The sequence below is a fragment of the Xanthomonas sp. JL1 genome (assembly GCF_038405005.1).
Map to the genome: position 1 here is coordinate 1 of NZ_JBBYGR010000074.1, position 21,594 is coordinate 21,594.

Genomic DNA, 21,594 nt, shown 5'->3' on the forward strand with positions numbered 1-21,594 from the left:
CCCCCCCCGATCTGCAGTCGGCTGAACCCTATCCGGTTGGGGTCCGGGCAGAAGCTCGCGGGCAGGACTTGGCGTGCGCGAACGAATGGGATCCATCAGGCATACCTCTTTACATGGTCGCCTCCAGACTAGCGGTCTGTGGTCCCTACATAGCTTCCGAGGCCGCATGGCAGTACACAACTTCGGGTGATCCTGGCAACCCTCGACGACCAGGGTGAGGCGCAGACCTAATGCACGCGCTGTTCAATCGGCATAACGTGGTAGCCATCTCACATTAGGCCCAGCCGCGCAGGAGCCGCCTGTGTCACCGCGCGCCACGCTCGGACTGCCGCGCACTGGACATCGATTCGGCCACCGAGATCTTGTCTGCCACCGCTTTCTGCATTGGCGAGCCGGTCTCCAGCAAGCCATGCAGATGGCGCCAATGTGCGGTGGCCGCGGCGAAGTCTTGCTGCTGAAAATCGCTGATGCCCAGTAACCACAAACCGCGCTGATTGTCCGGCTCGCGGGCGATCACGTGCTGCAATCTTGCGCGCGACGCGGCATCGATGGCGAAGTCGCTGTGCGTGGCCATATCTGCCGCCACCCAGCCGACAATGGCGGCGCTGATGTCGGGTGCGATCCTGAGCGCTTGCGCATAGGCCTCACGCGCGTCGGCGGGGCGATCGTTGTGCTCGTCCCTTTTGGCCTGCTGCATCCAGCGTTCCAGCGCTTGTTCCTGCGTGTCGTCAGCGGTGCTCGCAGCCTGTGCCTGCCCGGCAGCAGCCGCTGGTGGTGCCACTGCTTCGGCTTGCGGTGGCCGCGCTGCATACACGTGCGTGGCCATTGCCTCCGGCGCGCCCACCAGCCGGTATAAACCGGCCGTGGCCAGCGGCAGGCCGAGGAGCAGCAGGATCGGCAAGCTGTAGCGCGCGTTGCCAGTACCGGTGGGCCGGGGCAGCAGCGGCACCAACAACAGCAGCAACGCCAACGCCACCAACGCTGCGCTTGCGACATAAAAACCCATCATCACCACTCTTCCTCAGCCTGAGGCGCCACCGGTGTCCCGATGCGCGCACGTTTGCGCACGGTGTGGATCACCACGCCCGCACCACCAGCCAACATCAGCGCCGGCCCGAACCACAGCAACCAGGTGCCGCGCTTGACCGGTGGGTCGTACAGCACGAAATCCGAATAGCGCTCGACCATGTATTGCTTGATCTGCGCATCGCTCTTGCCGGCCTGCAGCTGCGCGAACACCTGATGCCGCAGGTCGCGCGCGAGGCTGGCGTTGGAATCGGCGAGGTTTTCGTTTTGGCACACCAGGCAGCGCAACTGTGCGGTCAAGCGCTGATAGCGCGCTTCGTCGCTGCGGTTTTTGAACGGTAGTGGGTCCACGGCCTGCGCCGCCAGCGAGGGGGCAAGTAGCACGCCGAGCAGCAACACCAGCAACAGACGCACACGGCGGCCTTGTGTGCGCCAGTGCCAATGCAACAGCAGTGCGTGACGCGCCGACGCCATCATGGCGTGCCCTTGGGCAGCGCGGCGATGGCCGGCAGCAACTCGTCGTCGATGGCATCCGGCGTCAGCACGCCGATGTGCTTGTAGCGGATCACGCCTTGCGCATCGATCAGGAATGTCTCTGGGGCGCCGTACACGCCGAAGTCGATGGCGGTCTGGCCGGCTTCATCGGCAATCACCACTGCATACGGGTTGCCGAGTCGCGCGAGCCAGGCGGTGGCATCGGCGGGCACGTCTTTGTAGTTGTAGCCGATCAATGGCACGCCGAGGCGGCTGGCCTGCGCCATCAACACCGGGTGCTCGTGCACGCATTCGGCGCACCAGCTGCCGAACACGTTGAGCACGTACGGCTTGCCCAGCAATTGATCGCGGCTCACGCGTTGTTCGTGCTGATCCAGCCGCGGCAACGAGAACGCCGGTGCGGGCTTGCCGATTAACGGCGAGGGCACATCGCGCGGATTGTGCTGCATCGTCCACAGGATGCCGAAGCCGAACAGCGCCGCCAGCAACAGGAAGCCCAGCAAGGGCAGCAGACGATTCACCGGAGCGATTCCTGTGCGATGACGACAGCCGGATGCGCCGCAGATGTGGCCGATGTAGTGACAGTCGCCGGTGCACGAAAGCGACGTGCGCAGGCACTGACGAGACCACCCAGCATCATCAGCAGGCCGCCGGCCCAGATCCAGCGAATGAAGGGTTTGTAGTACAGCCGCAGCGTCCAGTCGTTTTCGATGTGCTGGTCGTCCAAGGGCTCGCCGAGCGCGACATACAGGTCGCGGGTGATGCCGGGATCGATCGCCGATTCGGTCTGGATCCGCTCGCTGCTGTACAGACGTTTTTGCGGATGCAATTGCGCGACCACCTGGCCGTCGCGGCTGACCTGCACGCTGCCTTGTTCGGCCTTCCAGTTCGGCCCATCCATCAGCTGCACGCCATCGAAGCGGAAGTTGTAGCCGGCAATCTGCGCGCTCGCGCCGGGCGATAGCCGCACATCGCGTTCTACCGACAGGCTTTCGGACACCAGCACACCGGCTACGAACACCGCCACGCCCGCGTGCGCGATCAGCATGCCGGCCATTTCAGCGGGAAAGCGTCGCCCGTGCGGCATCTCGCGCCAGCGTTTGACCACGTACAACGCGGTGCCCGCGGCCACCCATGCGGCGACGCCCATGCCGGCGATCGCCTTGGCCTGACCATCGGCAAACACGCTGCCGACCAGCGCGCACGCAATCGCGGCGATGCCGGCGCGCGTGCCGAGTGTCTGCAACGGTGCGGCCTCGGCTTTGCCCCAGTGCAGGTACGGACCGAACGGCAGCAACAGCAGCACCGGCAACATCAACAGCGGAAACAGCAGGCCGAAGTAGGGCGGCCCTACCGACACCTTACCCAGGCCAAAGGCATCGGCGATCAGCGGGAACAAGGTGCCCAACAGCACCATGGCCGCGGCCACGGTAAGCAACAGGTTGCCGATGAGAATGCCGGTTTCGCGCGAGGCGGCGGCGAAGGGTTTGCCGCTGGCAATTTTGGGGGCGCGCAGTGCATACAACAGCAACGAACCACCGACCACCGCGACCAGAAAAATGAGGATGTACAAGCCGCGACGCGGATCGGCAGCGAAGGCATGCACCGAGGTCAGCACGCCCGAGCGCACCAGGAAGGTGCCCAGCAACGACAGCGAGAACGCCAGGATCGACAGCAGGATGGTCCATGCGCGCAGGCTGCCGCGTTTTTCGGTCACTGCCTGGGTGTGGATCAATGCGGTACCGACCAGCCATGGCATGAAACTGGCGTTTTCCACCGGGTCCCAGAACCACCAGCCGCCCCAGCCCAGTTCCGCATAGGCCCACCAGCTACCGGCGACGATGCCGGCGGTGAGACAGGCCCAGGCGACATTGGTCCACGGTCGCGCCCAGCGTACCCAGGCCTGTTCCAGTTCGCCGCCGAGCAATGCCGCGACCGCAAATGCGAACGCCACCGAGAAGCCGACATAGCCGGTGTACAGCACCGGCGGGTGGAAGGTCATGCCCGGATCCTGCAGCACCGGATTGAGTTCGTTGCCATCCAGCGGAATCGGCGACAGCCGCGCGAATGGATTGGAGGTCAGCAGGATGAAAGCCAGAAAGCCCACCGAGATCAGTCCCAGCACCGCCAGCACGCGGGCGGCGAAGTGCTGCGGCAGATGTCGGCTGAAGGCGGCCAACAGCACCGTCCAGGTGGCCAGGATGGCGATCCACAACAGCAACGAGCCTTCGTGCGCGCCCCACACCGCGGCGAAGCGGTAGTACCAGGGCAGGGCGATGTTGGCGTTGGCGGCGACGTAGCCCACCGAAAAATCCAGCGACAACAGCGACCAGGCAAGCAAGCCGAACGCGATCCACACGAACACCGCCTGGCCCACCGCCGCAGGCCGCGCGATGTCCATCAACGCGGTGTTGCCACGCCACGCACCGATCAACGGCAACACGCTCTGGGCAAGCGATAACAATAGCGCCAGGATCAAGGCGATCTGGCCGAGTTCAGGCGTCATGGGCGAATCGCAAGGTGAAACGGAACGGAGTCATCGATGGACGTGGCACCAACCACAAGCGCATCAACGCGGCGTGGTCAGCGGTGCGGCGGTGGCGGGGATCGGTTTTCCGAGGTGGCCCTCGGCCATCGCATCCTTCAACTCCTTCGGCATGTAGGTTTCGTCGTGCTTGGCCAGTACTTCGTTGGCGACAAAGCGCCCGCCCTGCATGCGCCCGTTGGCGATGACCGATTGGTTGTCGCGGAACAGGTCCGGAAGAATGCCGGTGTACTCCACCGGGGTGGCGGCGTTCTTATCGATGACGGTGAAGCTGACTTTCAGCGAATCGGCCGCGCGCTGGATCGAGCCGGCCTTGACCATGCCGCCGAGCCGGAACTGCTGATAGCCGGCCGCTGCGCCGGCGCGTACCTGGCTGGGGGTAAACAGATAGCTCATGTTCCGCTGCAGCGCGAACACGATGAGCGTCACGGCCAGCGCGGCGGCGGCAAGGACGCCGATCACCAAGCACAGACGTTGTTTGCGCGTGGCATTCATGGCGCCTCCCGCTCCAGCACTGGGGCGGGTTGATCGCGTGCAGGCCGCGGTGCCTGCCGCTGCAGCTTGCCGCGCAGTGCGCGCGGCAAGCGGCGACGTCGCAGCCAGGGCGCTGCAAGATCGGCCAGCAGCACAAGCACGAATAATGCATAAGCGGTCCACACGTAGTGGCCGTAGCCGCCCATCGCCAGGAAGGTGCTCATGCGGTGCGCTCCGCCAACACGATGCGGCGGACCCACTCCTTGCCACTTTCAAGAGCCAGCAATTCCACACGCACGCGGCCGAACAGGCTGGCGACGTAGTAGCACTTGGTGGCCAGCATCATGGTCAGCAGTGGCCACAGCATGTCTGCGCTCATCTTGGAGGGGCCGAGCAGGCGCACGGTGGACCCTTGGTGCAGTGTGTTCCACCACACCACCGAATAATGCACGATCGGCAGATTGGCCAGGCCCACCAGCGCCAGCAACCCGGCTGCGCGCATCGCCTGACGACGGTCTTCCACGGCGTGATACAGACCCAGCACGCCCAGATACAGAAACAGCAGCAGCAACTCCGAGGTGAGCCGCGCATCCCAGGTCCACCAGGTGCCCCACATCGGCTTGCCCCACAGTGCGCCGGTGCACAGGGTGATGAAGGTAAAGGCCGCGCCGATCGGCGCCGAGGCCATGGTCACCACTTCGGCCAGCTTGATCCGCCACACCAGCGCAATGAATGCCGAAACGCCCATCGCCGCGTAGATGAAAAGACTCATCCAGGCACTGGGCACGTGGATGAAAATGATGCGATAGGCATCGTGTTGCTGATAGTCCGGCGGCGCCAGCACCAGGCCGCCGTACGCGGCCACTGCGCCGAGCAGCAACGCTAGCCCCAGCGCCCACGGGCGCACGTTGCCGGCGAGGCGATAGAACGTGGGCGGCGAACTGAGTTGGTGCAGCCACAAGGGAATCCACTTGGCCATGCCGGTGCCGTCAGTTGGAGTGTCTGGCGTGAGGCGCCAACGCCTGCACTGCGGCGCCGGCGTTGACCTGCAACTGCCCGTCGGAGACCTTGCTGGTGCGCTGCATGAGCGCGCGCAAGGCCTTGGCATCCATCGACGGTTGCAGCGACAACAGCAGCGCGGCCATGCCGCTGACATGCGCGGTGGCCATCGACGAGCCGGAGGTAAAGTCGTAACGGCCGTTCGGCTGCGTGGTCAGGATGTCCGTGCCGGGCGCGCTGAGCACGCCCGGCATGGCCGGCGTTGCGCTGCTGCTGCGCACCACCAGTACGCCGGGTACGTCGTTGGGAAACCCGTCCAGACGCTCGTTCGGCGGCATTGCCGCCACCACGATGCGGCCCTGTTGCACCAGCTGCTCCAGCATCTTGCTCAACAGCGGATCGGCCGGGCCGCCCAGGCTCAGATTGATCACGCGCGCGGAGCTGTTGTTGATCGCCGCCAGCGCCTTGGCCAGGGTGAAGGTATTGCAGCGTGCAGTGGCGCCCACGGTGGGCGCGTACCAGCACGCCTTGTAGACGCTCAACATGGCCTTGGGGGCCATGCCGACGATGCCTTGGTGATTGTTGCTGCCGGCGGCAATGATGCCGGCCACTTCGGTGCCGTGCGAGTCGGTGCTGGTCATGACTGGTTTGTCATCGACCAGATCGTGCACGTCGCGGATGCGCGCTTTCAGATCCGGGTGGTTGGTATCTACGCCGGTATCGACGACCGCGATCACCACCCCGCGCCCCTGTGTCACGGTCTGCGCGCTGGCGGCATCGGTGTCGATGAAGCCGCGTTGCATGTCAACGTACGGGTCGTTGTAGCTGGACAGCGGGGTGGTCTTTTCCGACGCGTCGGCGGAGAACACCGAGAAATCCTGCACCGGTTGCACCAGCTCCACGCCTTCGTCGTCAGCGAGTGCACTGACCAGTTCATCGCGCGACACGCCCGGCGGCGGTTGCAGCACAGCGCAATACAGACCCAGCGAAGTGATTGGCCAGGCCGAGACTTCGCGCAATTTGTAGCGTTGCTTGATGCTGTCCATGTGCGCGGCCGCCTTCTGGCCGGCGCCGTAATAGCTGGACGCATAGCCGATCAGGCTGGAGCCGGCGCGGGCTGGCGGCGCGGCGAGCGGGTTGGCCACCGCCAGCAGGATGTCGCGGCTGCTGTCGGGCATCTGCGCATCGGCCGGCGGCATGGCGGGGCCGGCACCATCGGCGACCGGCTCCTGCAGCGCTGCGGCAGCGTGTGCGTTGGCGTGCGCGCCCAGGCCGGCGAGCGCGGCGATCAGACCGATGGCGAACAGACGATTCATGGGGCCGAGACGATTTCCGCCAGCCGGATGCCCGGGGTGGCGCGTAGTTGCTGCACGGTTTGCTGCGGCTGGGCCGGCGGTTGCAGTGCAGCAGGCACCACGGTGTAGGCGCCCAGGTCGTTCGGGCCGCCGACCACCTGCAACTGCTGCGTATGCAGCAGCCGGTCCCAGTCGGCCACGGTCATCTTCGCGTCGGGTAAGACACGGATGGCGCCTTCCGGCACCGGCAACGTCGTGGCGCTGCTGAGCGTGCGGTAATCGTGCGACGGCGCGGGCGAGGCCAGCTTGAAGCCCATCACGCCCAGCCCGATGGCTTGCACCAGCGCTGCTGCAGCCAGGGCGCGCACCGTCCAGCTGCCGGAGCGGTGCGCTGCCGGCGTGCGCGCAGGTGCGGTGTGGTGCTCCGGTGCATCCAGGCGGCCGAGCAGGCGCTGCAGCCCGGCGTTTGGGTCCAGCTTGACTGCCGATGGCAACGCCAATGCCTGACGCAGGCGGTTCTGCTGGGCGAATTCGGCGCCGCACGAGGCGCATTTGGCCACGTGCGCAATCAGCCAGGTGTTTTCTTCCTCGGTGGCACTGTCCAACAGGACCGCCGGCATCAATTCCCAGGCGTGCGAGCATTCCTTGCCAGGCGCGATGAAAAACGTCTTCATTGCATGGTCTCCGTGTAAGGGGCGCCGCCGGCCAGGCCGGGCAGCACATTGCGTAATTTGACCCGGGCGTGGAACAGCCGGGCTTTGATGGTGCCGACCGGGCACTGCATGATGTCGGCCACCTCTTCGAGCTTGTGGCCGACGCCGTAGACCAGCTCGATCACCAGGCGCTGCTCCGGCGACAATCGTTCCATGCCCTTGTCCAGCCAGTCGCGCAGTTCGCGGTCGTCGTTGTCGTCGGCGCTGGGGGCGTGGTCTTCCACCACAGCGGTGTCGTCGATGGCCTCGCCATCATGCTGGCGCAGGCACTTGAGCCCGCAGCGGTAGGCGATGCCCATGATCCAGGTGGACACCTGCGAATCGCCGCGGAAGTCGCCGGCTTTCTGCCAGGCGATCCAGAAGCAATCGTTGATGGCCTCTTCGATGATGTCCGGGCGGCGGGTCAGCCGCGACAGGAACCGGCACAGGCGGCTGTGGTAGTTTTGGTACATGCTCGCCAATGCGTCGCGATCGCCCGCAGCCATGCGGCGCAACAGCATGCGGTCGGTGGCATCGCCCAGGGTGTCGGTGTCATTCATCAAGGCAGGCATGGCAGGTAACGCACGTCAGTGCGCGTCGGTAGGCAAAAGGTTGCGTATGGATCAGAAGGTTCTGGAGACCGTGCCCAGCCACGGTGTTTCGCCGGGGCCGCCCTGCATGCGCGGGGTATTGCCGCTGGTCAGGATGCGCTCGGCTTTCAGCGTCCATCCGAGGCGGCTCCACTTCAGGCCCAGCTGACCGTACTGATAGCGGCCGGAGTGAGGCGCACCGTAGGCCATCGCCGGAAAGCGCGACGAGCCGGCACCGAGCGACAGGCTGACATCGTCGCTCAGCGGGACGTTGCCGGTGATGTCTAAGGCGACATTCCACGGCGACTGGTCGGCGCGCGGGAAGTTGAAGGTGGATATCGCAAACGTCACGACGTCGCGGTAAGACCAGGCCAGGCTGCCTTCCTGACGGTTGAAGGTGCGGGTGGAGCGGTCGGTCGGGTAGCCGTAGTAGAGCAGGCTCGCCTGCATCTGCCAGCGGTCGCCCAGCATCCAGGCGCGCCCGACCTGGGCGGTGACTGCCACCGGGTCGCTCCAGTCGGTCGACTGCAGCGCGACCGAGGTAGAGGCCGACCAGCCAGGGGAGGGCAGCCAGTAACCGGCCGCCTGTACGGTGACCTTGTTGGGTGCGATGGAGATGCCGCGGTCGATCAGGCTGGAGGTCACCGCCACCGCACCGCCGAAGTCATTGGCCAGGGTGCTGCCGCAGGAGCCAGATGCCAGCGTGAGGAGCAGCCATCCAAGCAGCCGGGGGTGCCTGCGTCGCGGATGCAGGCGCTCGTGCCGCTGAGCGGACGCGACTGGCGGTATCTCGGAATGTTCGTGCCGTACGTCAATACCCATTAGTGCGCCCACGGGAAACACCCACGGGCGCAATGGCGTCGCGGTTGCAGGGGGAGCGGCTTGGAAGCTGGAACGGTCTGCAAGGGCGTGCGAACTGGGCGTGAAACGGGGGGCGCGATGGTGACCTATGACGGTGGGCGAGACCGCCACGGCTGCGGCGATTCCGTGCGTATACGCGAAGGCACAACGTCCGGCAACGCACATCCACCCTGTCCGGCCTGTGCAGGATGTCCCCAGGTCCGGACCGGACAGGCGGCCAACGGACAGGCCACCGCAGCTGGAAAAGCGCACCCGCCACAGCCACGGTGCCAGCGAAGACCGCCTTGCCGGCGCCGTGGACGGAAGACCGAAGACTGCAGCCGCAGGCAGGCCGTGTGCGCAGCGGTTCCGTCCACCATCGTCCGCCCGGCGGATGCCGACGCGCCCCGCGCGCTGATCGCCCCTACTTCAAGGTGTTGAGGTAGGTGATCAACGCGTCGAGCTCCTTCGGATCGTCCAGGCCGTCGTACTTCATCTTGGTACCTGGCAGGGCCTTGGTCGAGGAGTGCGACAAGTAGGTCTTGAGCTGGGCCGGGGTCCAGGTCCACTTGCTGTTCTTGAGCGCGTCGGAGTAACCGCTGAAATCAGCCACGGTGCCGGCAGGGCGGCCGGCCACGCCGAACAGGGACGGGCCTTTCTTGTTTTTGCCCTGTTTGGCGCTATGGCATTCGCCGCATTCGGTGAGGAAGGTGCCGGCACCGTCGGCAGCGCGTGCCGATGGCACGGGCAGTGCGCCTGCCAGCAACAGACCAGCCAGCGGGACGCACAACACGGGGAGCTTGCGTGGTGAGTTCATGTAGATCCGTACAGGTGCGGGGGAATTAGAAGGCCAGGTTGACCGACAGGGTGAAGCTGTCGAGGTCGCGCGGATTGGTGATCGGTGGGCCGCGGAATACGTTGGACGTGCTGCCGTTGAACTTGTCGAAACGGAACCAGCCAGCCGATACGCGCAGGTTGGCGATCGAGGTGTAGGTGCCTTCCTTGCCGAACGGGGTCCAGTACAGCAGGATCAAATTGCTGGTGGTGTCGGGGATGCCCACCGGCGAATAGCGCGCCGCATCGAACGAGCCGGTGTTGATCATGTGCGCGGCCAGCACGCCGTAGCTCTGCTTGAAGGCGTAGTTCATGCTGATGGTCTGATCGCGCACGCTGCCGCGGTCCAGCGCCGGCATGGTCGGGTCGGTGGGCATCAGCGGGCTGCCGTATTTGCGGCGCTCGTAGATATTGACGTAGGCCAGCGACAGCACGTGCTCACGAGTGCCGAGGAATTGGTAGGTCAGGTCGTAGCCGAAATCGGTGAGGTCGTCGCTGGGCCCGACACGCAGCGGCTGGCGGCGCGTATTGAGCGCGGTCAGGCCGACCGAGAAGAACTGGCGCTTCATGTCCTTCATATACGCAAGACGCGCATAGCCGGTGTCGCTGAGCTTGCCCGGGTCGCCGTTGACCGGCCAGCCGAGACGATCCTGCGCAGACGGCGACAGCGCGCTGTAGCTGCCCACTTCGCCATACCAATTGCGCTCGTACAAACCGTACACGCTGGCGCCGATGACGCGGTTGGACAGTGCCGAGGAGCTGAGCATGGTGGACGCCCCGCCATTGGAGGCCGGCGTCAGCGTGGAGGCGTTCGGCAACACGTGCACTGGGTCGGAAATGCCCGGGTTGTTGTTGACGCTGACGCCGATCATGGTGTCCTTGCCGGCCATCTGGAACGGCTTGCTGACGAAGCGCAGATCGACATCGTCCAGGCGCGTATCGAAGGTCGCATTGCCGCTGTTGTTGGAGCGGATCTTCGAATAGCCGCCGATGTTGTCGCTGAGGCGGCCGCCCAGATACAGATCCGCTTCGCGCAGACGCGAGGTGCTGTCGCCGCGGTTAGGGTTGTTGCGCGACCAGGTGAGCTGACCGGACACCGGAATCTTGGTGCCGTCGCCATCGGTATCGGTAAAACCGCCGAGCTTGAAGCGCATGCCGTAGGGCGTGAGCGAGGGGCCGTAGGAGCCGACGTGGCAATCCGCGCAGGACGAGCCGGTCTGGCGTGCGAACGAGGGAATCGCCTGCGCCTGCGTACTGGCCAGCAGCAATGGGCCGGACACGCACAACAAGGAGGTCAGGGAGGCGGTACGCGCGGCAGTGCGACGCGCAGTGGGCTGGGACATGGGCATGGAAAGTCCTTGTTCGACGGTGCGGGAGGCAGCGGTGCGGGAACGGGCGAGGAAACCAATGACAGACGGCGGGGGGCGGCGGTTCATGCGCGTTTGCCCGGCAACACGCGGCGCAGTAGGCCGTCGCGCAACACCAGGTGATGCCAGAGCGCGGCGCCGATGTGCAGCAGCACCAGCGCCAGCAACGCCCATGCGGCATTCAAGTGCCATGTGCCCAGGGTGTCGCCGAGGTCGCCGTCCGGCGCGACCAGCCCGGGCAAGGGGATGCCGAAGAAATACACCTGCTTGCCGTAGGCGCTGCTCAGCGACCAGCCCAGCAGCGGCAGCGCAAGCATCAATCCGTACATCGCCACATGCGTGGCGCCAGCGGCCAGACGCATCGGCAGCGACGCGGGAGGGCCTGGCGGCAGCGTGCGCAGACGCAGGCGCAACCCGATGCGCAGTGCGAACAGCAGCAGCACCAGCAGGCCGAAGTGGCGGTGGCCTTCCAGCAGCCACTGACGCAATGCGCGGCCATCCAGTTCGGCGCGCAGCAGGATCAGCGTGGCCGCCATGATCAGGCACAGCACGGTGAGCCAGTGCAGCACGCGCATCGCTTTGGGTAAGGGCAGCACACGCGCGGCTGCGGGCGCCTGTTCCACCAGTGGCACCGTGTCTTTGCCGTGGACGGGAGCGCTGGCGGGCGCCTGGGGGGATGAACGCATCTGATCTGTCTTCCGGTGGTGGTCGTTGGTTCCGGCAGCGCGCTGTGCTGCCAGGCCTGGCTCCCCACGCCGGCCGAACGGCGGCCAGGTGAACGTGCACCGATGGGTGCGGCGATGTCGGAAAAAGGTTGCGTCGCCTCTGCACATCGCTCGCACGTTTTGCATCTCGGGGCGATACGACACGTTCGATTGCGCTTGCGCGGACACCGCCTCGCAAGGGCCGCGACCGCGCGCAACCTTTCGCGCAACCCGACGCACTCAGGCATGTCGCACTACGTGCAGTCAGCGGTACGCCTCTCCGATCATGGCCATCGAATGCATCCAGTTGCACACCCACGGTGACGATCGCGGGCTGCTCATTTCGTTGGAGCAGCAGCGCAATATCCCGTTCGAGATCCGCCGCGTGTATTACCTGTTCGGCACGCGCGACGGCGTGCATCGCGGCCAGCACGCGCACCGCCAGCTCAATCAATTTGCAGTAGCCTTGCACGGCTCGGTGACGATTCTGCTCGACGAAGGCAACGGCCCCAGCGAAGTGGTGCTGGACGACCCCTCGCAAGGCCTGCTGCTCGGCCGCATGGTCTGGCGCGATCTGTACCGCTTCAGTGCCGATTGCGTGCTGATGGTGCTGGCCGACCAGTTCTACGATCCGGGCGATTACATCCTGGATTACGACCAATTCGTGAGCGAAGTGCGCAGTGGCACGCAGCCGCAAGCTTGCAGGCTGGAAGCATGAGCGCGCCCAAACAATTGGTGATCATCGGCGCTGGCGAGTTCGCACAGATCGCCTGCGAATACTTCCAGCATGACAGCCACTACACGGTGGTGGCCTTCAGCGTGGAGCGCGACTTTCTGTTGCAGCACACGCTAGCCGAGCTGCCAGTGGTGGCCTACGAAGAACTGGAGCAACGCTACCCGCCGGAGCAATACGAAGTCTTCGTTGCGATTCCGGCGACCCGACTCAATCGCCTGCGCACACGCTTTTTCCAGGATGTGGTGCAACGGGGCTATCGCTGCGCCACTTATGTGAGCTCGCGCGCGTTCGTCTGGCATAACGCGCAGATCGGTGCCAACTGTTTCATCTTCGAAGGCAATGTCATCCAGCCATTTACCCGTATTGGCGACAACTGCGTCTTGTGGAGCGGCAACCATATCGGTCACCGCACGGCGGTGCGGGACCATGTGTTCATCGCCTCGCATGCGGTGATTTCCGGCTATTGCGAGATCGGGCAGGGCAGCTTTATCGGCGTCAACGCCACGCTCAGCGACAAGGTGCACATTGCCGCAAACAATATCATCGGTGCTGGCGCGCTGGTGACCCGACATACCGAAGCCGAGCGCGTCTACGTTGGCTCGCCGGCGCGCGCGGTGGCGGGTAGATCCAGCTTCGACGTGGAGCTCTGACCCGTGTTTGCCTGGAACAAGCGCGGGCTGGTGTTCGACGTCGCACGTGATGGGGTTGGCGGCTGGATGCATCACGCCGCACTGACGCCCACCCCGCACCGGCTCTCTGCGCAGGTGCTGCGGGTGTATGCCGGCTTTCGCGATGCGCAGGGCGTGAGCCGGATTGGTTATGTGGATGTACGCGCCGATGCACCGACGCAGATCGTTGGCGTCAGCAGGCAGCCGGTGCTCGACATCGGCCGCGATGGATGCTTCGACGATAACGGCATGATTCTGGGCGACGTGGTGGCCGGGCCGGACGGGCTGTACATGTTCTATGTGGGTTTCCAGTGCGTGGCCAAGGCCAAGTTTCTCGCCTTCACTGGTCTGGCGGTGTCCAGCGACCGTGGAGAGAGCTTTCAGCGTCGGCAGGAAACGCCATTGCTGGATCGCGCGCCTGGGCGCAGCACGATTGCCGCGGTGCATTCGGCGCGCTACGAAGACGGCCACTGGCGGCTGTGGTACGCGGTGGGCGACGACTGGGAAACGATCGGTGGCCAGCCGTATCCGCGGTACCACATCCGCTACGCACAGACCGACGACCTGCGTTGCATCCCCATCCATGATGCGATGTGTCTGCGTCCGCAGGGCAACGAGTACCGCATTGGGCGTCCGCGTGTGTACCGGCTCGGTAAGTGCTATTTGATGTATTTCACCCGTGGCGACATTCATGGCGGCTACGTCCCCGGCATCGCCTTCAGCGACGATGGCGTGCGTTGGGAGCGCGACGATAGCCAGTTAGGGCTTGCGCTATCCGATGACGGCTGGGATGCGCAGACACTGTGCTACCCGGCCCTGATTCAACACGGCGAGCGCGTATTGATGTTTTACAACGGCAATGCGATGGGGCATGCCGGCTTTGGCTTGGCCGACGCGGCGTTGCCGGTGGAGTTGCAGGGCTGCCATGCTTTCGGTTAGGCCATACGCGCCAGGCGATGCGCCCGCGTGGGACGCGCTGGTGGCGTCCTCGCGCAATGGCAATTTGCTGCATCGGCGCGGCTACATGGACTATCACGCAGCGCGTTTTGTGGATGCGTCCTTGCTCGTCGAACGTGGGGGCGAGGTGGTGGCGGTGTTCCCGGCCAATCTCCAGGGCGATTGCGTCAGCAGCCATGCCGGGCTGACGTATGCCGGGCTGTTGTCGTCGATGGCGCTGCGTGCCGGTGCGACTTTGCAGGTGTTCGAACAGATTGCCACGCACTACCGTGCGCTTGGCGTGCGCGAGCTTGTTTATAAGCCGGTGCCGCATATCTTTCATGCGTATCCGGCCGAAGAAGAGTTATACGCGCTGCATCGGGTGGGCGCGCCGCTTTATCGGCGCGATCTGTCGTCGGCGATTGCGTTACGCGGGCCGCTTGCCTTCAGTGCCGAGCGGCGGCGTTCCATCGCCAGGGCGCGCAAGGCCGGGATACAGATCCAGCGCGGAACCCAGCTCGACGGGTTTCATGCCCTGCTGACCCAGGTGTTGCAGCGGCATGGTGTAGCGCCGACGCATCGGCTGGATGAGCTGCAACTGCTGCAAGGCCGTTTTGCGCAGCAGATTGTGTTGCATGAAGCGCGCGCTGATGGGCAATTGGTGGCAGCGGCGTTGGTGTTCGATTTCGGGCGCAGCGTGCACACCCAATATCTGGCGGTGTCCGAGCAAGGTCGCCAGCTGGATGCGCTGAGTCTGCTGCTGGCCGACCTGATTACCGATGTGTATGCGCAGCGCGACTACTTCAGCTTCGGCATCTCGACCGAGCAGGGCGGACAGGTGCTGAACGAAGGTCTGGTGGAACAAAAGGAACGCTTCGGTGCGCGCGCCGTGGTGCAGGATTTCTATCGATGGATGTTGTAATGGATGTGCCTTTCCTGGATGTGCGCGCCGTCAATGCGCGCTATGCGGATGAACTCAAAGCCGCTGCGGCGCGGGTGATCGATTCCGGCTGGTATGTGCTCGGCCAAGAGCTCGCCGCGTTCGAAGACGAATTCGCCGGTTATTGTGGTACCACGCATGCAGTGGGCGTGGGCAATGGACTGGATGCGTTGGCGTTGATTCTGCGCGGCTACCGCGAGTTGGGCGTCTTGCGCGAAGGCGACGAGATCATCGTGCCGGCCAATACCTTCATCGCGACGTTTCTGGCGATCAGCCAGAACCATCTGGTGCTGGTGCCGGTGGAGCCGGACCCGCTCACCTTCAACCTGGACCCGGTCAGGGTGGAGAAGGCCATCGGGCCACGCACGCGCGCCATCATGGCGGTGCACCTGTATGGGCAGCTGGCCGATATGCAGGCCCTGCAGACACTGGCCCACCGCTACGGCCTGCTGCTGATCGAAGATGCCGCGCAAGCGCACGGCGCCAGTGCGCAGGGGCGACGCGCCGGCGCTTTCGGCGATGCAGCGGCATTTAGTTTTTTCCCGACCAAGAACCTCGGCGCGCTGGGCGATGGTGGCGCGGTCACGACCTCGGATGCCGGCCTGGCCGAGCGGATTCGCGCGCTGCGTAACTATGGCTCGGAAGTGAAGTATCACCACCTCTGCAAGGGCGTGAATTCGCGTCTGGATGAAATGCAGGCTGCATTTCTGCGCGTCAAGCTGGGCTATCTCGAAGAAGAGATCGCGTTGCGGCGAGCGGTGGCGCAGCGCTATCTGCAAGCCATCGACCACCCATTGATCGTGCTGCCCACGTTGGTGGCCGAGCAGCAACACGTCTGGCATCTGTTCGTGGTGCGCAGCCCACAACGTGATGCATTGCAGCAACATCTGTTGCAACAGGGCATCCATACGCAGATTCATTACCCTGTGCCACCGCACCGACAGCCGGCGTACGCCACCTTGGGCCAGGCGTGCCTGCCGCTGAGCGATCGCTTGCATCAGGAGGTACTGAGCCTGCCGATGGGGCCGGCGCTCGATGATGCAGCGGTTGCGCAGGTGATCGCCGCCTGCCAGTCGTTCGGCAGCGGCGCATGAATGTCGTGCGCAGCAGCGCCTACACCGGCGTTGCAACGCTGGCGAAGCTGCTGGCGGCATTGGTCGTGGTCAAGCTGGTCGCCGTCTATGCCGGGCCGCAAGGCGTGGGCCGGCTTGGCCAGTTTCTCAACCTGATGTCGGTGTTGGCGGTACTGGCCGGTGGTGGCATCAGTGCCGGCATCGTCAAGTATGTGGCGCAGTACCGCGACGACGCACCCGCGTTGGCGCGCTTGCTGAGTGCGGCGCTCTGGTATGCGTTCTGCGCAGCCTGCGCGATGGCACTGCTGGCGATGGCGTTCAGTGGAGCCATTGCTGAGCGCCTGCTGGGCGATGCGAGCTACCGCCCGCTGATGTGTGTACTGGCGATCGCGCAGCTGGGTATCGCGTTGCTCAACTACATGCTGGCGGTGATCAACGGCTTCATGGATGTGCGGCGGCTCGCCTTCGTGCAAGTGTCTGGCGCCGTGCTGAGCGTTGCACTGGTGGCGTGGCTCTCCGGCCGGGCGCAGTTGCATGGGGCCTTGCTGGCGCTGGTCCTGAGCCAGGTGCTGTGGCTGCTGGCGGCCGTCCCGGCGCTGCGGCGTAGCTCCTATTTTCAGCCGGCGATGTGGCGGATGCGCTTCGATGCGGAGATGACCCGTCAGCTGGCTGCTTTTTCGGTGATGACGCTCACCTCCACGCTGGTGCCGCAGCTGGTGGCCATCCTGGTGCGTGATCATCTGGCGCTGCAATTCGGCTGGGAGCAAGTCGGTTACTGGCAGGCGGTGAGCCGGGTCTCGGATGCCTATCTGCTGTTCTTCACCACCGCCATCAATGTGTATTACTTACCCAAGTTGGCCTCGCTGCGCGGCGCTGTCGCCTTGGGCCAGGAACTGCGTGGCGCATATCGCTATGTCATGCCGGCGGTGATCGTGATGGCGCTGGGCGTCTATGTCTGCCGCGATTGGGTGACCTTGCTGCTGTTCGATGCGCAATTTGCAGCGGCAGCGCCGCTGTACGGCCCGCAGCTGCTGGGCGACGTGGTCAAAATCGCCGCGTTCGTGCTGTCGTACGTGATGCTGGCCAAGGCGATGACGCGGCTATTGGTGATCTCCGAATGCATCTTCGCGGCGAGCTATCTGGCGCTGGTGTACCTGTTCACTGCGCAGTTCGGCTTGATCGGTGCGATGTACGCCTTCGCAGCCAACTACGTGCTGTATCTGCTGTTCAACATCGTTGTGGTGCGGCGCTATCTGAGGCGCACGGCATGAACGATCAAACGCCCGCATCGGCACGTGCACGCTGGCCGCGGGTGTCGGTGCTGATTCCTGCGTTCAACCATGAGCGTTTCGTGCAGCGTTGCCTGGACAGCGTCCTGGAGGATCCGTATCCATGCAAGGAGATCGTCATCATCGACGACGGCTCCAGCGATGCCACCGGCGAAAGGATCAGCCAGTGGATCAGCGACCATGGGCATCGGCTACCGGTGCACTTCGTGCAACGCGAAAATCGTGGTGTGGCCGCCACGCTCAACGAACTGGCCTTACGTGCGCGGGGAGAGTACCTGCGGCTTGGCGCAAGCGACGATTACCTGCTGCCAGGCGGGCTGGATGCGCAGGTGCGTTACCTAGGTGCGCATCCGCAAAAACTCGCGGTGATTGGCGATGCATGGGTGGTCGATGCGCATGGGCAACTGCTGCATGGCAGCGCCATGCGCGATCTGCACGGGGTGGATACGGATCTGTATGGCGCCGAGTCCGGCATCCGCCGCGCGGTGATAAGGCACTGGGCGGTCAGCGGTGCAGTGGCGCTGCTACGGCGTAGCGCATTCGATGCATGCACCGGCTGGGACGAGTCGCTGCGCATCGAAGACTGGGATTTCTTTCTGCGCCTGGCCGCACGCGATGCGCTGGGCTTTGTCGATCTGCCGGTGTGCGCGTATCGCCTGCATGGCAAGAACCTCAGCAAGACCGTGCATGTGCCGGCACGCATCGCCAACTTGCGCGAGTCGCGGCAGGTGGCGCTGCGTTGCGCGCCATTGTTCGACGAACCTGATCGCACGCTGCTGCGTGCGCAGGCGCACTACATCGCAGCCAAGGTGGCGTTTCTACGGCGCCGGCCGCATCAGGTAGCCGCGCATTTGCTTGCCTATGCGTGGTTATCGCTGCCTGCGCGATGGCGGCCAAGGCGCGCCGCGTGCGCGGCGGAGCCTGCATGAGCGCGCTGTTGCGTCGTCCGGCGACCTATCTGGCATTGCCGATGCTGCTCAGCTGTGCGGTGACGTGGCTGACCTATGCGCTACCCGACGGCTACCTGGAAGGCATCGTGCTGCTGGCGCTTGCGGCAGCGGCCACCTGCGCGCTCGATGCGGTAGTGCGTACATGGGTGCCGTCGGTCGAGCGCTTTCGCCACTACCGTTACGCCGGTACCCGCGATGCATTTCTGGCGATGGCACTGGCCGCGGCGGTGACGATGTTCTGCATCGCCGATGTGGTGCTGTTTCCGATTCCCTTGTTCAGCGATCCAGCGTCGTACGCCACCTTGAGCCCCTTGCGTGCGCATGTGCGGCATATCTCCAATATGTGCTGGATCCTGCCACCGATCGCCCTGCTGTGCGTGCGCCATCGCGGGCTGCGTGCGGCGATGGTGACATTGGGCTTTGTGTTCCCCATCGTGGTGATCGACCGTAACCGCATCTTCGCCGGCCTGTTTTCGTTCGTGCTGGTGACGTTGTTGCGCCGCGACCCGGCGCGCCGCTTGCCGTGGAAGACCCTCGGTCTGTTGGTGTGTGCCGGTGCCGGGGTGTTCTCCATCCTTGGCGCGTTGCGATCCGGTTCCCTGGCGACGGTGGCATTGCCGTTCAGTGCGTTCTATCGCGCCATGCCGCAGGGCGTGCAATGGCTGCTGCTCTACATCAGCGCCGGGCCGTACAACTTCGGCGCGATATTGGCCAAGGGTTACGTCAATGCCAGTTTCCTGGTTAATCAGTTGGTGCCGTTCAGCGGCTCGATTGCGACAGCCGGCACCGGGATTCCGCTGGATGCGCCCAACATCAATGTGGGTACCGAATTCTTTCCGTTTTTGATGGCGTGGGGCGCTCCCGGAGCGTTGCTGGCGTTGCTGGCCTTGTATGCCGGGCTGGTGTGGAGCGTGCGCCGGCTCAATGGCTCGCTGTCGATCTTCCATGTGCTGATCTTTCTGCGTATCGCCTACGCCTGCCTGATGTCGCCATTCGCGCCACAGGCGTTCACCTGGACCAACGTCGGCTTTATCGCGCTGTGCCTGGTGCTGCATGCCTGCACGGTGCTGCTGCCCAACCGCCTGTCCGCACATCCGTCCGCCGCGTAAGCGTGCAGCACTCCATTCACCGCCCCCTTTGCAGAGCCGCACCCTATGAATCAACACGACGAAATCTATCTGATCGACCTGTGGCGGATCCTGCGCCGGGAATGGCGCTGGGCAGTGGCTGCGCTGGTGCTGGTGCTGGGCCTGACGTTCGCATTCACCGAGCTGGCCAAGCCCCAATGGGAAGCGACCGCGTGGATTCAGGTTGGCGAGATCGGCCCCACACCTGCTGGCCGCGACCCCAAGGTTGAGCCGTTCCAGCGCGTGATCGACCGGATGAAAACGCGGCTGTTCCAGGATGCGGTGTTGCGCCAGGCGCGGGTGCCGCTCAATAGCCGGGCTGCGCAGTTGTATCGCGGCAGCCTGAAGCCGGACCCGGACCCATACGCCAACCTGATCGGTGTCACCATCCGCGCCGAGTCGGCACGGCGGGCGCGCGCCTTGGCCATGGCCACGGTCACCCAACTGCGGATGCTGCATGGCGACACAAATACGGTTGCGCTCGATCTCGCGCGTGCCCGCCTGCAAGGTTTGAGCGACGATCTGCGCGCGGCCACCGCCACCCGCGCGCAGTTGCAGAAGCAGTTGCAAGCCGGGCAGGGTCGTTCCGCTGCCACGCCTGCGCAGGTGCTGGCCGGTGTGCTGTTGACCGACAGCAACACCACCATCCGCGCGTTGAAAAGTGAGCGCGATGATCTGGTCGCACGCCTGACCGTGCGTTATACCTACCAGACATCGCTGGCGTGGCCGTTGTACGTGCCGGACCGCCAGGCGTATCCGAATGCGATCACCGCCTGGGCCGCCGGCCTGCTGGCGGGGGCAGGCTTGGGCGTGCTGGCCGCGGTGTTGCGCAATGCGGTGCGTCGTCGTACGCAAGCTGCTGTACGCGCTGGTGCGTGACGGCAGTGGTGGGCAGCGGGGGATTGCAGGGGAATGAGATGCGCAAGCAGCAGGCCCCAGCGATACGAGAGCGAACGCCAGGCCGTACGTTGCATGCTGCACGTTGAGCCAATGTAGGCGTGTCGGGTGTGATCGCCTGAGCCAGCTCGGCCACCATCCAGTGCGCTGCAACCAAACCGGCGACATCGCGCACTCACGGGTCTATCAAACGATGCCGCGTTGGTGGCGTTGCGACCGGAGAGCGTGGTGAAAACAACAGGACAAGTCTGGGAGGCTGCGCATGTCGTCACTCAATGAGCATGCGGCGCGGGGCGGCACGGTGGCGCCCGAGCAACTGTTGGAAACGCAACGCGCGTTCGACAGCGTGGCTCCCGACTACGATGGCCCGCGTGGCAACAACGCGCTGATCCAGCGCATGCGCACCACATTGTGGGACACGGTGGCTGCCGCGCTGCCGGTGGGGTCGCGGCTGATCGATCTGGGCTGCGGTACCGGTCTGGACGCTGGCGAATTCGCACGTCGCGGGTATTCCGTACTGGCCACCGACTGGTCGCCGGCCATGGTCGAGCGCACCCGCCACCGCGCGGCGACTCAGGGTCTGGAAGAGCGCCTCACCGCCGCGCATGTCGGCATCCAGCAGCTCGATCGGCTGGAAGGCAGCTTCGATGGCATGTATTCCAACTTCGGCCCGCTCAATTGCGCGCCGGATCTGCCGGCCGTCGCCGCCGAATGCGCACGACTGCTGCGTGCCGATGGCTGCCTGGTGTTTTCCGTGATCGGGCGGATCTGCCCGTGGGAGATCGGCCATTACGCCTTGCGTGGGCGCTTCAAACGCGCGGCGGTGCGAGCCGCCAAGGGGGCAATTGCGGTGGGCATGAACGGCCACACCATCTGGACCTGGTACCACCTGCCGCGCGAGTTCTACCGCGCGTTCGAAAAGCATTTCGTGCTGGAAGATTACCGCGCATTGAGCCTGTTCCTGCCGCCGCCGTATCTGGTGGATTTCTGCGAGCGCAATCCGCGCCTGTCCGAGCGCCTGGGGCGCTGCGACGATCGGCTGGGTGGGTTGCCGCTGCTACGCGACATGGGCGATCACTTTCTGATCGTGATGCGCAAGCGCTGAGTGGAGGCGCCG

Annotated in this window: 24 protein-coding genes; 10 read left to right on the top strand and 14 right to left on the bottom strand. The window is 64.8% G+C overall.

The annotated features are described in order from the left end of the window. Positions 1–304: 304 nt before the first annotated feature. The 14 genes from WJW29_RS16600 to WJW29_RS16665 form a co-directional block, all read right to left on the bottom strand. The gene (locus tag WJW29_RS16600) at positions 305–1,015 is read right to left on the bottom strand and encodes a hypothetical protein (protein WP_011259573.1); all 711 of its coding nucleotides are present in this window, start codon (positions 1,013–1,015) and stop codon (positions 305–307) included. Then, complete coding sequence (locus WJW29_RS16605; protein ID WP_011259572.1) at positions 1,009–1,500, bottom strand: cytochrome c-type biogenesis protein; 492 nt, start codon at positions 1,498–1,500, stop codon at positions 1,009–1,011. The genes WJW29_RS16600 and WJW29_RS16605 overlap by 7 nt, the downstream gene beginning before the upstream one ends. After that, complete coding sequence (locus WJW29_RS16610; RefSeq protein ID WP_011259571.1) at positions 1,500–2,042, bottom strand: DsbE family thiol:disulfide interchange protein; 543 nt, start codon at positions 2,040–2,042, stop codon at positions 1,500–1,502. The genes WJW29_RS16605 and WJW29_RS16610 overlap by 1 nt, the downstream gene beginning before the upstream one ends. Beyond that, on the bottom strand, positions 2,039–4,027 hold the full coding sequence (locus WJW29_RS16615; protein ID WP_011259570.1) for a heme lyase CcmF/NrfE family subunit: 1,989 nt from the start codon (positions 4,025–4,027) through the stop codon (positions 2,039–2,041). The genes WJW29_RS16610 and WJW29_RS16615 overlap by 4 nt, the downstream gene beginning before the upstream one ends. Before the next feature lie 63 nt (positions 4,028–4,090). Next, positions 4,091–4,561, bottom strand: a complete 471-nt coding sequence (gene ccmE / locus WJW29_RS16620) for a cytochrome c maturation protein CcmE (RefSeq protein ID WP_011259569.1) — start codon at positions 4,559–4,561, stop codon at positions 4,091–4,093. Then, positions 4,558–4,764: a heme exporter protein CcmD gene (gene ccmD / locus WJW29_RS16625; RefSeq protein WP_041182182.1), complete on the bottom strand. Its 207-nt coding sequence runs from the start codon at positions 4,762–4,764 to the stop codon at positions 4,558–4,560. Before ccmD ends, ccmE begins: the two co-directional genes overlap by 4 nt. Beyond that, positions 4,761–5,519: a heme ABC transporter permease CcmC gene (gene ccmC / locus WJW29_RS16630; protein WP_011259568.1), complete on the bottom strand. Its 759-nt coding sequence runs from the start codon at positions 5,517–5,519 to the stop codon at positions 4,761–4,763. Before ccmC ends, ccmD begins: the two co-directional genes overlap by 4 nt. A 10-nt stretch (positions 5,520–5,529) precedes the next feature. Then, entirely contained in the window at positions 5,530–6,855 is a 1,326-nt protein-coding gene (locus WJW29_RS16635) for a S8 family serine peptidase (RefSeq protein WP_011259567.1), read from the bottom strand. Beyond that, positions 6,852–7,508 (bottom strand): zf-HC2 domain-containing protein, encoded by a 657-nt coding sequence (locus WJW29_RS16640; RefSeq protein ID WP_012444524.1) that lies wholly within the window; start codon positions 7,506–7,508, stop codon positions 6,852–6,854. Before WJW29_RS16640 ends, WJW29_RS16635 begins: the two co-directional genes overlap by 4 nt. Continuing rightward, complete coding sequence (locus tag WJW29_RS16645) at positions 7,505–8,098, bottom strand: sigma-70 family RNA polymerase sigma factor (protein ID WP_011259566.1); 594 nt, start codon at positions 8,096–8,098, stop codon at positions 7,505–7,507. The genes WJW29_RS16640 and WJW29_RS16645 overlap by 4 nt, the downstream gene beginning before the upstream one ends. Positions 8,099–8,149: 51 nt before the next feature. Further along, positions 8,150–8,938, bottom strand: coding sequence for a hypothetical protein (locus tag WJW29_RS16650; RefSeq protein ID WP_041182181.1), 789 nt, complete (start codon positions 8,936–8,938; stop codon positions 8,150–8,152). Positions 8,939–9,380: 442 nt separating this feature from the next. Then, positions 9,381–9,773, bottom strand: a complete 393-nt coding sequence (locus WJW29_RS16655) for a c-type cytochrome (RefSeq protein ID WP_011408918.1) — start codon at positions 9,771–9,773, stop codon at positions 9,381–9,383. A 25-nt stretch (positions 9,774–9,798) separates the two neighbouring features. Next, a complete protein-coding gene (locus WJW29_RS16660; protein ID WP_012444527.1) occupies positions 9,799–11,139 on the bottom strand; it encodes a hypothetical protein in 1,341 nt (446 codons plus the stop codon). 83 nt (positions 11,140–11,222) lie between these two features. Then, on the bottom strand, positions 11,223–11,843 hold the full coding sequence (locus WJW29_RS16665) for a cytochrome b/b6 domain-containing protein (protein ID WP_011408916.1): 621 nt from the start codon (positions 11,841–11,843) through the stop codon (positions 11,223–11,225). A gap of 304 nt (positions 11,844–12,147) precedes the next feature. On the opposite strand from WJW29_RS16665, the gene WJW29_RS16670 reads away from it, so the two are divergent. From WJW29_RS16670 to WJW29_RS16715, 10 genes are all read left to right on the top strand, one after another. After that, the gene (locus tag WJW29_RS16670; RefSeq protein ID WP_011259561.1) at positions 12,148–12,579 is read left to right on the top strand and encodes an FdtA/QdtA family cupin domain-containing protein; all 432 of its coding nucleotides are present in this window, start codon (positions 12,148–12,150) and stop codon (positions 12,577–12,579) included. After that, the gene (locus WJW29_RS16675) at positions 12,576–13,247 is read left to right on the top strand and encodes an acetyltransferase (RefSeq protein ID WP_011408914.1); all 672 of its coding nucleotides are present in this window, start codon (positions 12,576–12,578) and stop codon (positions 13,245–13,247) included. Before WJW29_RS16670 ends, WJW29_RS16675 begins: the two co-directional genes overlap by 4 nt. Before the next feature lie 3 nt (positions 13,248–13,250). Continuing rightward, positions 13,251–14,204: a hypothetical protein gene (locus tag WJW29_RS16680; protein ID WP_011408913.1), complete on the top strand. Its 954-nt coding sequence runs from the start codon at positions 13,251–13,253 to the stop codon at positions 14,202–14,204. Then, entirely contained in the window at positions 14,191–15,123 is a 933-nt protein-coding gene (locus WJW29_RS16685) for a GNAT family N-acetyltransferase (RefSeq protein WP_011408912.1), read from the top strand. Before WJW29_RS16680 ends, WJW29_RS16685 begins: the two co-directional genes overlap by 14 nt. Beyond that, entirely contained in the window at positions 15,111–16,235 is a 1,125-nt protein-coding gene (locus tag WJW29_RS16690; RefSeq protein ID WP_011259557.1) for a DegT/DnrJ/EryC1/StrS family aminotransferase, read from the top strand. The genes WJW29_RS16685 and WJW29_RS16690 overlap by 13 nt, the downstream gene beginning before the upstream one ends. Next, a complete protein-coding gene (locus WJW29_RS16695) occupies positions 16,232–17,485 on the top strand; it encodes an O-antigen translocase (protein WP_011259556.1) in 1,254 nt (417 codons plus the stop codon). Before WJW29_RS16690 ends, WJW29_RS16695 begins: the two co-directional genes overlap by 4 nt. Then, positions 17,482–18,432: a glycosyltransferase gene (locus WJW29_RS16700; protein ID WP_011259555.1), complete on the top strand. Its 951-nt coding sequence runs from the start codon at positions 17,482–17,484 to the stop codon at positions 18,430–18,432. The genes WJW29_RS16695 and WJW29_RS16700 overlap by 4 nt, the downstream gene beginning before the upstream one ends. Continuing rightward, entirely contained in the window at positions 18,429–19,562 is a 1,134-nt protein-coding gene (locus WJW29_RS16705) for a hypothetical protein (RefSeq protein ID WP_041182463.1), read from the top strand. The genes WJW29_RS16700 and WJW29_RS16705 overlap by 4 nt, the downstream gene beginning before the upstream one ends. Before the next feature lie 45 nt (positions 19,563–19,607). After that, positions 19,608–20,459 (top strand): Wzz/FepE/Etk N-terminal domain-containing protein, encoded by an 852-nt coding sequence (locus tag WJW29_RS16710; protein WP_011259554.1) that lies wholly within the window; start codon positions 19,608–19,610, stop codon positions 20,457–20,459. 280 nt (positions 20,460–20,739) lie between these two features. After that, complete coding sequence (locus WJW29_RS16715; RefSeq protein ID WP_011259553.1) at positions 20,740–21,582, top strand: class I SAM-dependent methyltransferase; 843 nt, start codon at positions 20,740–20,742, stop codon at positions 21,580–21,582. Positions 21,583–21,594: the final 12 nt, after the last annotated feature.

Coding starts and splice junctions, on each gene's coding strand:
- WJW29_RS16605 (WP_011259572.1), bottom strand. CDS start 1,500: ATGGCGTCGGCGCGTCACGCACTGCTGTTGCATTGGCACTGGCGCACA.
- WJW29_RS16615 (WP_011259570.1), bottom strand. CDS start 4,027: ATGACGCCTGAACTCGGCCAGATCGCCTTGATCCTGGCGCTATTGTTA.
- ccmE (WP_011259569.1), bottom strand. CDS start 4,561: ATGAATGCCACGCGCAAACAACGTCTGTGCTTGGTGATCGGCGTCCTT.
- ccmD (WP_041182182.1), bottom strand. CDS start 4,764: ATGAGCACCTTCCTGGCGATGGGCGGCTACGGCCACTACGTGTGGACC.
- ccmC (WP_011259568.1), bottom strand. CDS start 5,519: ATGGCCAAGTGGATTCCCTTGTGGCTGCACCAACTCAGTTCGCCGCCC.
- WJW29_RS16635 (WP_011259567.1), bottom strand. CDS start 6,855: ATGAATCGTCTGTTCGCCATCGGTCTGATCGCCGCGCTCGCCGGCCTG.
- WJW29_RS16640 (WP_012444524.1), bottom strand. CDS start 7,508: ATGAAGACGTTTTTCATCGCGCCTGGCAAGGAATGCTCGCACGCCTGG.
- WJW29_RS16645 (WP_011259566.1), bottom strand. CDS start 8,098: ATGCCTGCCTTGATGAATGACACCGACACCCTGGGCGATGCCACCGAC.
- WJW29_RS16650 (WP_041182181.1), bottom strand. CDS start 8,938: ATGGGTATTGACGTACGGCACGAACATTCCGAGATACCGCCAGTCGCG.
- WJW29_RS16655 (WP_011408918.1), bottom strand. CDS start 9,773: ATGAACTCACCACGCAAGCTCCCCGTGTTGTGCGTCCCGCTGGCTGGT.
- WJW29_RS16660 (WP_012444527.1), bottom strand. CDS start 11,139: ATGCCCATGTCCCAGCCCACTGCGCGTCGCACTGCCGCGCGTACCGCC.
- WJW29_RS16665 (WP_011408916.1), bottom strand. CDS start 11,843: ATGCGTTCATCCCCCCAGGCGCCCGCCAGCGCTCCCGTCCACGGCAAA.
- WJW29_RS16670 (WP_011259561.1), top strand. CDS start 12,148: ATGGCCATCGAATGCATCCAGTTGCACACCCACGGTGACGATCGCGGG.
- WJW29_RS16675 (WP_011408914.1), top strand. CDS start 12,576: ATGAGCGCGCCCAAACAATTGGTGATCATCGGCGCTGGCGAGTTCGCA.
- WJW29_RS16685 (WP_011408912.1), top strand. CDS start 14,191: ATGCTTTCGGTTAGGCCATACGCGCCAGGCGATGCGCCCGCGTGGGAC.
- WJW29_RS16690 (WP_011259557.1), top strand. CDS start 15,111: ATGGATGTTGTAATGGATGTGCCTTTCCTGGATGTGCGCGCCGTCAAT.
- WJW29_RS16695 (WP_011259556.1), top strand. CDS start 16,232: ATGAATGTCGTGCGCAGCAGCGCCTACACCGGCGTTGCAACGCTGGCG.
- WJW29_RS16700 (WP_011259555.1), top strand. CDS start 17,482: ATGAACGATCAAACGCCCGCATCGGCACGTGCACGCTGGCCGCGGGTG.
- WJW29_RS16705 (WP_041182463.1), top strand. CDS start 18,429: ATGAGCGCGCTGTTGCGTCGTCCGGCGACCTATCTGGCATTGCCGATG.
- WJW29_RS16710 (WP_011259554.1), top strand. CDS start 19,608: ATGAATCAACACGACGAAATCTATCTGATCGACCTGTGGCGGATCCTG.
- WJW29_RS16715 (WP_011259553.1), top strand. CDS start 20,740: ATGTCGTCACTCAATGAGCATGCGGCGCGGGGCGGCACGGTGGCGCCC.